This is a genomic window from Streptomyces glaucus (assembly GCF_039533365.1).
GTDB classification, from domain to species: Bacteria; Actinomycetota; Actinomycetes; order Streptomycetales; family Streptomycetaceae; genus Streptomyces; species Streptomyces glaucus.
In genome coordinates this window covers 137,567-153,392 of sequence record NZ_BAAATK010000013.1, presented here as the reverse complement: position 1 = coordinate 153,392, position 15,826 = coordinate 137,567, and the positions used below count along the sequence as shown (strand labels likewise).

Below are 15,826 nucleotides of genomic sequence, written 5' to 3'. Positions count from 1 at the left end.
GGCCGGCCGGCCGCGCGGGGCGCTGCGGTCCACGGGGAAGGCCGCCGTCCCGGCGGGGGCGGCCGGGGCCGCGGCACGCGCCCGGTCCGGCACCGGCACGGCCGTGCCGGGCTCCGCCGCGCCGGCGGCGGACCCGGGCGGGGCGAACCGGGCGAACGGCGGCCGGAGTTCGGGATGGCCCGTGATGCCGCCGCCGGACCTGCCGGCCAGGCCCGCGCCCAAGGCGTCGCTCACCGACGTGGTGCCGCGGCGGACGCTGGTGGCCGTCGCGGTGGTCGTGGTGCTCGCCGTCATCGGCACCGTGCTGGCCCTCACGCTCGGCGGCGACGACGGCTCCGACGGCGCCGCGGGCAACGGCGGCGAGACCGCCGCCAGCGCGACCGCCGGCACCGGGACCGGGCAGGACGAGGCCGACGGGACCCGCACGGACGGCGCGGCGACGGCGACGGCGACGGCGACGAGGACGGGACCGGCCTCGCCGAGCGCGCCGAGCAGCGATCCCGGCACGGCCGGCGGGGCCGGGGCGGGCACGGACGGCTCCACCGGGGACGACGGCGCCGCGTCGACGCACCAGGGGAAGCAGGGCTACTCGATAGGCCTGCCCGAGGGGTGGAAGTACCGGTCCACGGACGCCGCGGGGGACCGGTTCACCGGGCCCGACGGACAGAAACTGCTCGTCGCGTGGACGTCCACGCCGAAGGACGACCCGGTGGCGGACTGGAAGAACCAGGAGCGCTACATGAAGCGCCCGCAGTACCGGAAGATCCGCATAGAGCAGGTGGACTACCGGGGCTGGAACACGGCCGACTGGGAGTTCACCTACGTCGACGGCGGGACCGCGTACCGGACCATCGACCGGGGCTTCGTCGTCGACGACGACCAGGGGTACGCGCTCATGTACACCGCGAAGGCCGCCGACTGGGACGGTGACCTGCGCAAGGACACCTGGCGGACGCTGACGGAGACGTTCGAACCGAAGTCGTGAGGGAGCGCGCCCGGGTTTGGGAGGCCTGAGATCTGGAATCCCCTCGGTGCGGGTTGCCTCCGGCACGTATCGTGAGTGCCTGCGGACCGTGCGCAGCGGGGCGGCCCGCGGGACGAACGGAATCGACCGACGGGCCTGCTTGGGGGAGGCAACGTGGACGACTATGCGGGACGGGTACTCGCCGACCGCTACCGCCTGCCGCTGCCGCCGTCCGAGGAGTACGAGCTCACCGAGACCCGGGCCTTCGACACCTACAGCGGCCAGGAGGTCCTGGTCCGGCAGGTGCCGCTGCCGGAGGTCGTCGAGGCGGAGGTGCTCGACGCGGAGGGGCTGCCCGAGGGTTTCACGGCACGGGACGGCGGCGCCCGCCGTGGCGCCGGGCGCCCCGGCGGGCGGACGGCGGCGCGGCGGGGCGCCGATCCGGTCGTGCGGCGTGCCGTGGAGGCCGCGCAGGCCGCGGCCCGCATCCCCGACCATCCGCGGCTCGACCAGGTCTTCGACGTGTTCGCCGAGGACGGTTCGCTGTGGATCGTCAGCGAACTGGTGGCCGCGCGACCGCTGGCGGCGCTGCTCGCCGAGAAGCCGCTGACGCCGTACCGGGCGGCCGAGGTCGCCTCCGACGTCCTGATGGCGCTGCGGGTGCTGCACGCCCACGGCTGGGTGCACCGCAACATCACCGCCCGCACCGTGCTCGTCTGCGACGACGGCCGGGTGATGCTGACCGGCCTCGCCGTCGGGGCGGCGGAGGAGGCGCTGTGCGGGTACGACCCGGTGCCGGCGCCGGAGGACGACGAGAGCGGGGGCGTCCCGGGGCCGGGGGAGCCTTCGGGGGCGACCGGGAGCGGTGGTCACCGGGGGACGGGTGACGCCGGTGACCTCACGGGCGGCCCCGGCGGCGCCGCTCACGCCACCGGTCCCGGCGGGGCCCGCGGTTCCCGCGAACCGGGCGGGCCCGGTGGTCTCGGCGCCGCCGATCCCGAGGCCGCCCGGCGGGCCGCCCTCGAGGCGCGGGCGGCCGGGCGGCCGTCGGCCGCCGGATGGGAGGAGAGGACCGGCGGGTCCTCCGCCGGCCCCGCCCGCCCCGCGTTCGACAGCAGCGAGGACATCCGGGCGGCGCGGGCCGGGGCGATCGCCGCGTACCGCGCGGGCGCCCGGGCCGCGGCCCGGGTCCAGGAGGCGCAGAACGGACACGCGGCGCTGCCCGGCGCCCGCCCCGCCCCCGACAACGACCCCGCGCCGCACGGCAACGGCTCGGCACAGCCGCCGTACGCCGCCGGCCCCGGCACCGCGCCCCCGGGCCAGATCGCCGACCCCTACGGCGTACGGCACGCCTCCTGGCACGGCGCCGCGCCCCGCACCGGCCCGGGCGACGCCCCCGGCGACACCGCCCCCGCCCCGGCCCCGTCCGGCGGGCCCGCCCCGTCCCCGAGCCGTTGGGACGACCTGGCCGCCGACGCCCCCGTGCGGCGCGGGCCGGCGACCGCGCTGGCCGCCGAGCGGGCGCGGCAGGCGCGGATGGCGGTCGTGGGCCCGGTGACGGAGCGGTGGGCTCCGGAGCAGGCCGGACCGGTGCACGAGAACTGGCAGCTGGCGCCGCCCATCGGCCCCGCGACCGACCTGTGGGCGCTGGGCGCGCTGCTCTTCCGGGCCGTGCAGGGGCATGCGCCCTACCCGGAGGACTCGACCGCCGAACTGGTGCAGATGGTGTGCGCGGAGCCGCCCGCGTTCGCCGAGGAGTGCGGTCCGCTCCGGCCGGTCGTGGAGTCGCTGCTGCGTCAGGACCCCACCGAGCGCATCGACTTCGAGGAACTGAGCGGCTGGCTGCGCTCGCTGGTGCGCTCCGCGCCCGAGCCGGAGGCGGGCGTGCACGTCGTCCCCGCCCCGCCCGTCGACGCCGGCCGGCTGCCGGTCGTACGCCGGCGCGGCGAGCTGGTGCGCAGGCGGCGCGCCGGGCTGCCCGCGCACCACGGGCGGCACAAGCGGGCCAAGCAGGAAACGCGGTCACCGCACCGCCTGGGCCGCACGCTGCTCCTGCTCATACTGCTCGCCCTGGCCACGGCGATCGTCTACGCCATGTACTTCCTGCCGAAGGCCGGCACCGATGACGCGGGCGCCCCGGACCGGACCGGTGTCGCCGGCGAGGCCGGCGAGGCGCCCACGCGGTCCCCGGACACCAGCGGCGACCCGCGGCCCGACCGGACCTCGCCGGACTCCGGCACCGGCTCCGGGGAGTCGGCGGGTACCGCCGAGACGCAGACCACCGTGCCCGAGACCGCCGACGGCTTCACCCTGCGCAAGGACGCCGAGGGCTTCCGCGTCGCCGTCGCCGAGGGCTGGAAGCGCACGCCCGTCAACGGACGCGGCCAGGTCGTCTACTCCGGCGGCGACTTCGAACTGCTCGTCGTGCCGGGCCGGGACGGCGCGGACGAGTTCGGCACCGATCCGATGGCGTACCAGCGGGACAAGGAGCCCGAGCTGCAGCCGTACCGCGACTCCAGCTGGGCCACCTCCACGGGGCTGAAGACCATCGAGGTGGGCGGACGCACCATGGCCGAGGGGCAGTTCACCTGGACCGACGGCGACGGGCGCGAGCTGTACGTGCGCAACCTGGCGATGCTCGTCGACGGCGAGTACCACGTGGTCCAGGTGCGCGGCCCGGAGAACGAACGCGACGAGGTGACCCGCCTGTTCGAGCAGGCCTCGGCGACGTACCAGGCGACCGGCTGACACCCCGCGCCCCGTCCCCCGGCCCCTCCTGCCGCCCCGTGCGCCGCGGTTCACCCGGTGGCTCCCCCGCCTTCCCCGGAGGGGCGACTGTCACAGTGCGGTCTCCGGGGCACCCCGCCGGTTCCCCGCACGGGGGCCGGTCCTTACGCTGACCCTGTCAAGACCATTGCGGGGCAACGTGAATCAGATGCAGGGCCTGCTCCTCGCGGGCCGCTACCGGCTCGGCGACTCCATCGGCAGCGGTGGCATGGGCCGGGTGTGGCGCGCGCACGACGAGGTGCTGCACCGGGCCGTCGCGGTCAAGGAGCTGACGGCCGCGCTCTACGTCTCCGACAGCGACCGGGAGATCCTGCTGGCCCGCACCCGCGCGGAGGCGCGCGCCGCCGCGCGGATCAACCACTCCGCCGTCGTCACCGTGCACGACGTCCTGGAACACGACGGCCGCCCGTGGATCGTGATGGAGCTGGTCGAGGGCCGCTCCCTGGCCGACGCGGTCAGGGAGCGGGGGCGCGTGGAGCCGCGGGAGGCCGCGCGGGTCGGACTGTGGGTGCTGCGCGCGCTGCGCGCCGCGCACACCGCGGGGGTGCTGCACCGCGACGTCAAGCCCGGCAACGTCCTCCTCGGCCGCGACGGGCGCGTCCTGCTCACCGACTTCGGCATCGCGCAGATCGAGGGCGACACGACCATCACCCGGACCGGCGAGGTCGTCGGCTCCGTCGACTACCTCGCGCCCGAGCGGGTCCGCGGCCACGACCCGGGGCCCGCCTCCGACCTGTGGGCGCTGGGCGCGACGCTGTACACGGCGGTGGAGGGCGTCTCGCCGTTCCGCCGCACCTCACCGCTCGGCACCATGCAGGCGGTCGTCGAGGAGGAGGCCGCCGAGCCGCGCCACGCCGGCCCGCTCGCCCCCGTCCTCGACGCGCTGCTGCGCAAGGATCCGGCCATGCGGCCGCAGGCGGCCGAGGCCGAACAGATGCTCGCCGAGGCGGCGGAGGGCCGCCGGCCGGACACGACGCGGGCGTATCCGCCGGCGCGGCACGCGGACCCGCACCCGGCCGCCGGTCCCGGATCCGGCCCGGCCGCGACCCCGTACCGCCCGGCGGCCGGACCGGCAGCGGCCGGTCCCGCGGCGACCGGTCCCATGACGGCCGGCACCATGGCGACCGGACCGACGGCGGTCGGCCCGACGGCGGTCGGCCCGACGGCGGTCGGCCCGACGGCGCTGAGCCCGCAGCCGGCGGCCCCCGCACCGCCGGGGCGCCGGCTGCGCACGCTCGCCCTGGTGGTCGTCGTCGCCGCCCTCGTCGGCGGCGGAACCGCCGTACTGCTGCAGAAGTGGGACGAGAGCCGGCGGACGGAGCAGCACGTGTCCGCTCCGCCGAGCCCCACGACCACCACCGGCGGGGACCCCGGGGGAAACGTTCCGGACTCCTGGGAGCGCCACGACGACCCGGTCGGCTTCAGCCTCTACCTGCCCAAAGGATGGAAACGGCAGGTCCACGGCATCGACGGCGACCTCAAACAGATCGACTACACCCCCGACGGCGGCGAGCACTTCGTCCGCATCGCCGTCGACACCTCCCCGGACTTCAACGATCCCCACGCCCACCAACTGGATCTGGAACAACAGCTCCAGCGGCTGGTCGACTACCGGCGGGTGAGGCTGGAGCGGAACGTCTACCGCGACCGCGACGGCGCCGTGTGGGAGTACACCTGGACCGCCCTGGCGAAGGACACGCGGTTCCCCGGGCCGCGCCGCGCCATGGAGGAGACGTACATGTCACGGGACGGCGTCGAGTACGTCATCTACATCTCCTCACCCGCCGAGGACTGGGCGACCACCAGCCGGCAGTTCACGACGGTGCTCCAGGGCTGGCGGGAGAAGACCTCCTGACCCGTCGGCCAGGCGGCCGGTGGTCCGGCGGCGAGGCGACCGGTCCGACCCGGCGGCGAGGCGGCCGTTCCGGTGGTGCGACGACGGTCTTCCCGGCGCCGCTCGGTACGGCGACGGCCTTTCCTGCGTCGGTTGTCGGCCACTCACCCGTCGCCGCACCGGAGGCGATCCGTCCGCTGGGGCATCATGGGCCGCATGGGACCCGAGGGGGAGAGCAGCCGGGTGATCGCGGACCGGTACCGGTTGGAGGCGAGGCTCGGGCGCGGCGGCATGGGCGTCGTCTGGCGGGCCACCGACCGGCTGCTCGGCCGGCGGGTCGCGGTCAAGGAGCTCCCCCTGGACGAGACCCTCTCCGCCGAGGAGGCCCGGCAGCAGCGCGACCGCACCCTGCGCGAGGCCCGCGCGGTCGCCCAGTTGCACCACCCGCACATCGTCGTGGTGCACGACGTCGTCGTGGACGACGGGCGACCCTACATCGTCATGGAGCTGATCGAGGGCGGCTCGCTCGCCGACCACGTCGCCGCGCACGGACCGGTCGGCCCCGTCGAGGCCGCCCGCATCGGCATCGCCCTGCTGGGCGCCCTGCGCACCGCGCACGCGGCCGGCGTCCTGCACCGCGACCTCAAGCCCGCCAACGTCCTGCTGGAGGACGGCACCGACCGGGTCGTCCTCACCGACTTCGGCATCGCGCGGGTCGAGGGCGCGACCACCCTCACCGAGTCCGGCTCCTTCGTCGGCTCGCCCGAGTACACCGCGCCCGAGCGGATGTCCGGCGGCCGGACCGGCCCCGCCTCCGACCTGTGGTCGCTGGGCGCGCTGCTGTGCGCGGCCCTGACCGGCGAGTCGCCGTTCCGGCGCGACTCGCTGGGCGGCATCCTGCACGCCGTGGTCTCCGAGGAGGTACGGCCGCCCGCGCAGGCGGGACCGCTCCTGCCCGTCGTCCGCGGGCTGCTGGAACGCGATCCCGAGCGGCGGATGGACGCGGACCGGGCCGAGCGGATGCTGCGGGCCTTCCTGGAACTGGGCCGTACCCCCGAACTGCGCCCGGACGCCGAGCGCCGGGGCGTCACGCGCGGCGTACTGGTGGCCGTGCTGCTGGTGACCGCGACGGGGGCGGTGGGCGTGTCCGCGGCGGCGCTGCTGATGGACCGGGACGGCGACGGGGGCGGCACGCCGGCGACCTCCGTGCCCGAAACACCCCCGGCGGAGACCTCGTCGCCGGGCGTCCCCACCGCGACCGTGACGGTGACCCGCCCGTTCCCGCCGGGCCGTACGGAACCCCGGCCGTACGCGGGCGGGGGATGAGCCCCGTCCTGCGTCGCCGGCCGGGACGGTTCCGCGGCCCGGGTGCTGCACCCGGTGATCCGGACCGATGACGACCGCAGGTACGAGCTGCGCGTCGACATGCCCGGGGGCACCCCGGACGAGCGCAGGGGCACGGCGTGTTCGGGGGCGCCCGCGACCGGCTCGTCCTCGGAAGGAACTGAACCCCGCAAGCGACCGGACCCGCGGAAGGGACCGAACCTCCGGAGACGACCGGACCCGCCGAAGGGCCGAACCCGGAAAGGACCGGGCCGACCGCGGCCGCCCCCACGCAACACCTGATCAGCGCATTCGTTGCCAGCGAACGCTGGCGGCGTGTGAGTGCCCGGTGAAACCCTGTTACCGACGGGTACCCAAAGTTTCCGCGCAGGCATACCCTGCGCCTCATGACGGACGCGCAGGCCCCGGCACCGACCGGTACGAATCCCCTCGCTCCCGCCCCGGCGGGCGCCCGCACCGCCGCCGACGTGGTCACCCCCGAGCTGGTCGCCCAGCTCACCAGGGACGTGATCGGCTCCGGCCGTACCGTCCACCACACGCCGTTCACCGGCGAGAAGCTGGCCGACCTGCCCGAGTCCACCCCCGAGGACGTGGCCAAGGCGTTCCACCTGGCCCGCACCGCCCAGCCCGTGTGGGCGCGCACCCCGGTACGGCAGCGCGCCGCCGTCCTGCTCCGCTTCCACGACCTGCTGCTGGAGCGCCAGGCCGAGGTCCTCGACCTCATCCAGCTGGAGACCGGCAAGGCCCGCCTGCACGCCCACGAGGAGGTCCAGGCCGTCGCGGTCGCGGCCCGTCACTACGGCCGCCGGGCCGCCGCCTACCTCCGGCCCAAGCGGCACACCGGCGCCGTGCCGGCCCTGACGAGGGTCACCGAACTGCGCCACCCGCGCGGCGTCGTCGGCCAGGTCGTCCCCTGGAACTACCCCCTCGAACTGTCCGTCGGCGACGCGCTGCCCGCCCTCGTCGCGGGCAACGCGGTGGTGATGAAGCCCGACACCGAGTCCTGCCTGACCGCGCTGTGGGCCCGTGACCTGCTGATCGAGGCGGGGCTGCCCGCCGACGTGCTCCAGACCGTCATCGGTGTCGGTCCCGTCGTCGGCCCCGAGGTCGTCAGGCGCGGCGACTACGTCTCCTTCACCGGTTCCACCCGCACCGGCCGCGAGGTCGCCCGGGTCGCCGCCGACCGGCTGGTGGGCGTCTCGCTCGAACTCGGCGGCAAGAACGCCATGCTGGTCCTGCACGACGCCGACGTGGAGAAGGCGGCGGCCGGCGCGGTCCGCGCCTGTTTCTCCTCCGCCGGCCAGCTGTGCGTGTCCATCGAGCGGCTGTACGTCCACGAGTCGATCGCCGACGCCTTCCTGGAGCGTTTCGCGGCCCGCACGCGCGCGATGCGGCTGGGGCGCGCCCTGGCCTACGGCGCCGACATGGGATCCCTGGTCAGCGGGCGCCAGCTGGAGACCGTGCGGCGGCACGTGGAGGACGCCGTCGCCCGGGGCGCGCGGATCGTGGCCGGCGGGGTCGCCCGCCCGGACATCGGCCCCTACTTCTACGAGCCGACCATCCTCGAGGGCGTCACCGACGCCATGACCGTGTACGCCGAGGAGACCTTCGGCCCGGTCGTGTCCGTCCACCGCTTCGCGTCCGAGGACGAGGCGATCGACCGCGCCAACGCCACGCCGTACGGCCTGAACTCCTCGGTCTGGACGCGGGACGCCCGCCGCGGCCGGAAGGTCGCCGCCCGGCTGCGCACCGGCACGGTGAACATCAACGAGGGGTACGCGTCCGCGTACGGCAGCGTGCAGTCCCCCATGGGCGGCATGAAGGACTCCGGTCTGGGCCGCCGGCACGGCGCGGAGGGCATCCTCAAGTACACCGAGGCGCAGACCGTCGCCCACCAGCGGCTGCTGCCGATGGCCCCGTCGTTCGGCATGGACGACGAGAGGTACGCGGCGCTCATGAGCCGCGGCCTGCGCCTGATGAAGGCGTTCCGCCTCCGCTAGCCCCCGGATCCCGCCGGCCACCCGGAACCCCACCCGTTCTCGACGAGGAGAGCACGTGCCGCAGGAGAACTCCGTCCAGGAACACGACGAGGACGACGGCTACGACTACGACGTGATCGTGGTCGGCTCCGGCTTCGGAGGCTCGGTCGCGGCGCTGCGCCTGACCGAGAAGGGCTACCGCGTCGGCGTGCTGGAGGCGGGCCGCCGCTTCACCCGCGAGACGCTCCCGCGCAGCTCCTGGGACCTGAAGAACTACCTGTGGGCCCCCCGGCTGGGCATGTACGGCATCCAGCGCATCCATCTGCTGGGCAACGTCATGGTCCTGGCGGGCGCCGGTGTCGGCGGCGGCTCCCTCAACTACGCCAACACCCTCTACGTGCCGCCGGCGGCCTTCTTCGAGGACCCGCAGTGGCGGGACGTCACCGACTGGCAGGAGGAGCTGAAGCCGTACTACGACCAGGCGCGGCGCATGCTCGGCGTACGGCTCAACCCGACGATGACCCCGTCGGACGTGCACCTGAAGGCGGCCGCCGAGCGGATGGGCTGCGGGGACACCTTCCACCTGGCGCCGGTCGGCGTCTTCTTCGGCGACGGCCGGGACGCCGACGGGACGGTGACGGCGAAGCCGGGGCAGAAGGTGCCCGATCCGTACTTCGGCGGGGCGGGGCCGGAGCGCCGGGCCTGCGCCCAGTGCGGCGAGTGCATGACCGGCTGCCGGCACGGCGCGAAGAACACCCTCACCGAGAACTACCTGTACCTCGCCGAGAAGGCGGGCGCGGTGGTGCACCCGCTGACCACGGTCGTCTCGGTCACGGAGGACCCGCGGGGCGGCTTCGCGGTCGCCGCCCTGCCCACCGACCGGCGGAAGAAGGGCCGGGGCCGGACCTTCCGGGCCCGCCGGGTCGTCCTCGCCGCCGGCACCTACGGCACCCAGACCCTGCTGCACCGCATGAAGGCGGACGGCCGGCTGCCGTACGTCTCCGACCGGCTGGGCGAGCTCACCCGCACCAACTCCGAGGCCCTGGTCGGCGCCCAGACCGACGACCGGCGCTACCGCAAGGTCACCGGCGAGGCGAGGGTCGACTTCACGCGCGGCGTCGCCATCACGTCCTCCGTCCACCCCGACCCGGACACCCACATCGAGCCCGTCCGCTACGGCAGGGGCTCCAACGCGATGGGCAGCCTGTCGATCCTCCAGGTCCCCTACGCGGGAAACCGCTCGGGTGCCTCCCGGGTGCTGGGCTTCCTGCTCCACGTGGCGCGGCACCCGGTGCAGGCGGCCCGCTCCCTGTCCAACCGCCGCTGGTCGGAGCGGACGATCATCGGCCTGGTGATGCAGTCGCTGGACAACTCCCTGACGACGTACCTGAAGCCCAAGGGCGTCGGCAAGGGTCTGCTGACGGCCCGTCAGGGCCACGGCGCCCCCAACCCCCAGCAGATCGAGGCCGCCACCGAGGGCGCCTCCGCGCTGGCCGCCGAGATCAACGGCTTCGCCGGCTCGAACATCGGCGAGCTCATGGGCACCCCGCTGACGGCCCACTTCCTCGGCGGCTGCCCGATCGGCGCCTCCCGCGAGACCGGCGTCATCGACCCGTACCACCGCCTCTACGGCCACCCCGGCATCTCGGTCGTCGACGGCTCCGCGGTCTCGGCCAACCTGGGGGTGAACCCGTCCCTGACGATCACGGCCCAGGCCGAGCGGGCGATGGCGTACTGGCCCAACAAGGGCGAGCCGGACCCGCGCCCGCGGCAGGGGGCGGCGTACCGGCGCCTCGCCCCCGTGGCGCCGAAGTCCCCGGCGGTCCCGTCGGACGCCTTCGGCGCGCTGCGGCTGCCGTTCCTGGGGATCCCGGCGGTGCCGCCGAAGCAGTGAGAAGCGGCGCGGAGGGGGGCGGGACGGAAGAAGGACCCGCGCCCCCCTCCGAGCGCGGGTCCTTCCTCCGTCCTGTGCCGGGCCTTCACGGCCTCACGGCCGTGCGGCCCGGCGGGCGTGGTTCACGCCTGGGCGCCGGCCTTGCGCCGCCGCACCGCGAACACCGCGCCGGCGCCGGCGACGACGGCGACACCGCCGACGAGCCCGATCATCGGCAGGGCGGAGCCGGCGCCGGTCTCGGCGAGGCTGCCGGTGGGCAGGGCGGAGACGTCGCCCTGCGGCTTCTTCACCGAGTCCTTGGCGTCGTTGTCGCTCGGACCGGCCGTGCCCGGGTCGGGGTTGGCGGAGCCGGGCTTCAGGACCTCGAAGTCGTACATGGCCCAGCCCTCGGCGATGCAGTCCTGGCCCTCGACGTTGTCGAGGTAGGCGCCGGAGCCGAAGGAGTAGGAGTCACCGGCCGGGGCCTTGGCGTCGATGCTGACGCGCAGGTCGACGGTCTCGCTGGCCTCGGACTTCAGCTTCTCCACGAAGTAGAAGTAGTCGCCGGCCCAGTCGTCGCTGCCGATGCGGTCCCAGGAGCCGGTCTCGGGGTTCTTGAACTCGAGGTCGACGTAGGGGCTGAGGAACTTCGCCTCGTCGAGCTCGTAGTTCTCCACCTCGGCGTAGAAGGCGACGCCCTCGACGTCGGTCCCGGACTCGTTGGTGACGACCAGTTCGAAGTCGTGGAAGCCGTCACCCGCGACGATCTTGCCCGGCAGGCCCTTGATGTCCGCGGACACCTTGGCGTCGCCGAAGTTCTCGTCCAGGTCCTCGCAGTACGGGACGGTCGGGTCCGACGGCTCCTCGCTCGGCTCGGCCGGCTCGGACGGCTCGGGCTCCTCCGACTCGCTCGGGGTGGTGCTCGGGGTGGGCGACGTGGTGGTGGGGGTGCCGGTCGGCACACCGGTTCCGGTCGGGGCGGCGGTGGTGGTGGCCGTGTCGCTCGGGGTCGCCGTGGCCGTCGCCGTGTCGGTCGCGGTGGCGGTCGGCGTGGCGGTGGCCGTGTCGCTCGGGGGCGCCGCAGGCGTCGTCCCCTCCGCGAACGCGGCGGGCGCGGACAGCAGCGCGAGCGGCGCGACGACCGCGGTCGCGGCGGCTGCTGCCATGGCACGGCGAAGCTTCATGAAGACCTCAGGGAGTCCGGCGCACTGCGGTGACCGCAGTGCGGGGGTGGGAGGCCTCCGCGTGTGAGGCGCGGGTGTGGCCCTCGGGTCGTCAGGTTTGATCGGTGGAAGCTGTGAAGGGTTGCGCTCGCCCTCATGGAATTCTCATGTGAGCTGCGTCACGTGTCCGCGGGCGGGTTCGCGGTGCGCGAGGCGGGCACGAGAAGGGCCCCGCGTGACGGAGTCGCGGGGCCCTTCTCCCGTCGGCACCGGCGTCAGGGCAGCGCCGGTACCGGGGAGCGGCGCCGGGGTCGCGCCGCTCGCTCAGGGTGCCGCGGGCCTCGCTTCGGGCACCGGCCGCCCGGTGCGCTCGGGTGCGGGGGCACCTCCTGGCGGCGGGGACGGACTGTTCCCGGCCTCCGGGTGACACGCCGGGCGCGGCGGGACGGTGCGGGGCGGGCGGTGCCGTCGTCCGCGGAGGGGGCCGGATGCTCCGCGCGCCGTGCCGGCCGGGAGCCGCCTGCACTGCCGGTCGTCCCGGACCCGGGCTGTCCGCCGGCCGGCCCCGGGCGTCCCCGGGGCCGGCCGTTCTCCTGGGTGACCGGGCTGCTGTCCCCTGCCGTCCGGTCACCTTCCTGGAGCGAGGTCCCACGACGCGCGGCACGGGCCGTACGTCTCATCGCTCCAGTGAGCCACGCGTGGTTCTTCTCGGGCCCGCCCCTGGCTGGCACGGACATCCGGACCAACGAGCCGGACGGGCCGGCGGTCACGCGCCGGACGGGTGAGAGGGCATGTGCACGCGCGTCCCCGGAACGCCCGTTCAGATCTTGCCGCGGCACAGCTCCAGCAGGGTCATCGCGAGGGCGGTGCCGGGCTTGCCCAGCGCCTCCCGGTAGTGGCCGAGGACCTCCATCTCCCGGGAGAGGTTCACGCGCCGGCCGCCGGAGGCGATGCGCGCCTGCTGGATCACGGCGGAGACCGCCATCCGTTCCTGGATCAGGCCGATGATCCGGTCGTCGAGGGCGTCGATGCGCTCCCGGGCGCCGGTGATCACGCCGGCGGCCTCGGCGGTTCTGGCGCCGGTCCGCTCCGTGCCGTTGCTCTCCGTCTTCCGGGCCTGCTCCGCGGCGGTCTTCTCGGTGGGGGTGACGGTCATGGTCGGGGGCTCCTCGCGGGGTGGGGGCGGCCCCTGGAACGGCAAGTCCCGGAGAACGGCAGGCGCCCCGGGCCTTGTCGGCCCGGGGCGCCTGGGAAGTCGCTTGTCAGTTGCTCAAGCAGCACGACCATGGCAGCCGGCGGGCCGGTCGCCATAGGTAAAGAGGAAGGTCGGGTGCTTGTGCATGAGGGGCAGTATAGGCACAGTCCGGCCGGCCGCACGGGCGCGTTCCGGCCGGCGGTACGGGCACGGCCCGGCCGGCTGCCGAGCGGCGGCGCGAGGCCCGCGCCGGGGCGGCGGGGGAGGCGCGCGCCGGCGGGGGAGAAGGCGGCGGCTGCGGCGACGGAACCGGATCCACGGCCGCCTCGGTAGAATCGGGTGGCACAAGGACCCGCCCAACCGCCGGAAGGCACCCCGTGTCATCAGCGACTCCCGCTGCCGCCGCCCCCGACACCGTCCTGGTCGTCGACTTCGGTGCGCAGTACGCCCAGCTCATCGCCCGACGAGTCCGTGAGGCCCGGGTCTACAGCGAGATCGTGCCGAGCACCATGCCCGTCGAGGAGATGCTCGCCCGGAACCCGGCGGCGATCATCCTCTCCGGCGGCCCCTCGTCGGTGTACGAGGAGGGTGCGCCCCGTCTCGACCGCGAGCTCTTCGAGTCCGGCGTCCCCGTCTTCGGCATGTGCTACGGCTTCCAGCTGATGGCGCAGACCCTCGGCGGCACGGTGGACAACACCGGCGCCCGCGAGTACGGCCGTACGCCGCTGCACGTCTCCAAGGTCTCCTCCACCCTCTTCGAGGGCACCCCGGCCGAGCAGGCCGTGTGGATGTCGCACGGCGACGCCTGCTCCGCCGCCCCCGACGGCTTCACCGTCACGGCCTCCACGGACGTCGTCCCGGTCGCCGCCTTCGAGAACGACGAGAAGAAGCTGTACGGCGTCCAGTACCACCCCGAGGTGATGCACTCCACCTACGGGCAGCAGGTGCTGGAGCACTTCCTGTACCGGGGGGCCGGCCTGGAGCCGAACTGGACCACCGGCAACGTGATCGAGGAGCAGGTCGAGGCGATCCGCAAGCAGGTCGGCGACAAGCGCGCGATCTGCGGTCTGTCCGGCGGCGTGGACTCCGCCGTGGCCGCAGCCCTCGTGCAGAAGGCCATCGGCTCCCAGCTGACCTGCGTGTACGTCGACCACGGCCTGATGCGCAAGGGCGAGACCGAGCAGGTCGAGAAGGACTTCGTGGCCGCGACCGGCGTCCAGCTGAAGGTCGTCGACGCGAGCGAGCGGTTCCTGGACGCGCTCAAGGGGGTCACCGACCCCGAGGAGAAGCGGAAGATCATCGGCCGGGAGTTCATCCGGGTCTTCGAGCAGGCCCAGGCCGAGATCGTCGCGGACGAGGGCCCGGCGGTCGAGTTCCTGGTCCAGGGCACGCTCTACCCGGACGTGGTCGAGTCCGGCGGCGGCACCGGCACCGCCAACATCAAGTCCCACCACAACGTGGGCGGCCTGCCCGAGGACCTCGAGTTCAAGCTGATCGAGCCGCTGCGCAAGCTGTTCAAGGACGAGGTCCGCATGGTCGGCCAGGAGCTCGGCCTGCCGGAGGAGATCGTCCAGCGCCAGCCGTTCCCCGGCCCCGGCCTCGGCATCCGGATCGTCGGCGAGGTCACCAGGGAGCGCCTGGACCTGCTGCGCGAGGCCGACGCCATCGCCCGCGAGGAACTGACGGCGGCCGGCCTCGACCGGGACATCTGGCAGTGCCCGGTGGTGCTGCTCGCCGACGTCCGCTCCGTCGGCGTCCAGGGCGACGGCCGCACCTACGGCCACCCGATCGTCCTGCGCCCGGTGTCGAGCGAGGACGCCATGACGGCCGACTGGTCGCGCCTGCCGTACGACGTCCTCGCCCGGATCTCCACCCGGATCACCAACGAGGTCAAGGACGTCAACCGGGTCGTCCTGGACGTCACCTCCAAGCCGCCGGGGACCATCGAGTGGGAGTGAGCCCTACGTGCGCTTGAGCGTGCGCAGGGGTGCGCCGGGCTGCCAGACCTGGACGACCAGATACGCGTCGTCCTCGACGTAGGTCCGCACGACCTCCGTCAGCTCGGTGCGGAAGAGGTGGAACGGCTGCGGCGGTTCCACCTCTTCGGCGTATCCGGCCTTCGCCCGCGGATCGGTGACCTCGAACGCCCGTCCGCCGATCCGCACGTCGCCGCCGCCCATGGACTGGCCCTCCCCGGGATTCGCCTGGAGCGCGAAGCGGGGGTCGCGGCGCAGATCGAGCGCCTTGAGCGAGTCCGGCATCATTCCCAGCCACAGTTCGCCGTCCAGGAAGCGGACCTCCAGACCGGTGGTGCGGGGCGAGCCGTCCTTGCGGAGGGTGGCGAGAACATGGTGGGTGTACGCGCCGAAGCGCGCCTCGACGGTCCGGGCGAGGTCGGGTTCGGCGGTGACGAAGGCGGCCCAGTTGGCCTGGCCGGGCGGGCTCGTGCGGTTGCTCATACGGTCAGTGTGACGTCGAAAACGGACATCCTCTGTCGGGTATTCACGGCGTCACCTGTACGCGTGAAGGTGGCCGAAAAGGTGCGCCGGGCTCCTGCCCGGGCAGTGTCCGCCGTCAGCCGGTACGGACCGGCCGCGTCGGGCAGTCGGCCGCCGGTCGTCCGGCGGAGGGGCGGCATCCTCGCGCGGCCGCGGGCGGAGCCGTCCGCGCCTGCGCCCGCGTACGAG

At 74.6% G+C, this 15,826-nt stretch carries 9 protein-coding genes and 1 pseudogene; 7 read left to right on the top strand and 3 right to left on the bottom strand.

The features are described 5' to 3' along the window. From ABD363_RS12885 to ABD363_RS12860, 6 genes and pseudogenes are all read left to right on the top strand, one after another. Positions 1-985: pseudogene (locus tag ABD363_RS12885) on the top strand (serine/threonine protein kinase); the annotation flags it as partial. A gap of 153 nt (positions 986-1,138) precedes the next feature. Then, complete coding sequence (locus tag ABD363_RS12880) at positions 1,139-3,712, top strand: protein kinase (RefSeq protein ID WP_344602734.1); 2,574 nt, start codon at positions 1,139-1,141, stop codon at positions 3,710-3,712. A gap of 187 nt (positions 3,713-3,899) precedes the next feature. Next, positions 3,900-5,606, top strand: coding sequence for a serine/threonine-protein kinase (locus tag ABD363_RS12875; protein ID WP_344602732.1), 1,707 nt, complete (start codon positions 3,900-3,902; stop codon positions 5,604-5,606). Between the two features lie 195 nt (positions 5,607-5,801). After that, a complete protein-coding gene (locus ABD363_RS12870; protein ID WP_425577979.1) occupies positions 5,802-6,911 on the top strand; it encodes a serine/threonine-protein kinase in 1,110 nt (369 codons plus the stop codon). 404 nt (positions 6,912-7,315) lie between these two features. After that, positions 7,316-8,929 carry a succinic semialdehyde dehydrogenase gene (locus ABD363_RS12865; protein ID WP_344602728.1) on the top strand — a complete coding sequence of 538 codons (1,614 nt, stop codon included), beginning with the start codon at positions 7,316-7,318 and terminating at the stop codon, positions 8,927-8,929. Between the two features lie 55 nt (positions 8,930-8,984). Further along, positions 8,985-10,802, top strand: coding sequence for a GMC oxidoreductase (locus ABD363_RS12860; RefSeq protein ID WP_344602726.1), 1,818 nt, complete (start codon positions 8,985-8,987; stop codon positions 10,800-10,802). 122 nt (positions 10,803-10,924) lie between these two features. Here ABD363_RS12860 and ABD363_RS12855 read toward each other — a convergent pair whose 3' ends face one another. Beyond that, on the bottom strand, positions 10,925-11,947 hold the full coding sequence (locus ABD363_RS12855) for an LPXTG cell wall anchor domain-containing protein (protein WP_344602724.1): 1,023 nt from the start codon (positions 11,945-11,947) through the stop codon (positions 10,925-10,927). 817 nt (positions 11,948-12,764) lie between these two features. After that, a complete protein-coding gene (locus tag ABD363_RS12850) occupies positions 12,765-13,100 on the bottom strand; it encodes a chorismate mutase (protein ID WP_344602722.1) in 336 nt (111 codons plus the stop codon). 416 nt (positions 13,101-13,516) lie between these two features. Between ABD363_RS12850 and guaA the strand changes: the two genes are divergently transcribed. Beyond that, a complete protein-coding gene (guaA, locus tag ABD363_RS12845) occupies positions 13,517-15,097 on the top strand; it encodes a glutamine-hydrolyzing GMP synthase (RefSeq protein WP_344602720.1) in 1,581 nt (526 codons plus the stop codon). Between the two features lie 3 nt (positions 15,098-15,100). On the opposite strand, the gene ABD363_RS12840 is transcribed toward guaA, so the two are convergent. Then, on the bottom strand, positions 15,101-15,598 hold the full coding sequence (locus tag ABD363_RS12840) for a pyridoxamine 5'-phosphate oxidase family protein (RefSeq protein ID WP_344602718.1): 498 nt from the start codon (positions 15,596-15,598) through the stop codon (positions 15,101-15,103). Positions 15,599-15,826: the final 228 nt, after the last annotated feature.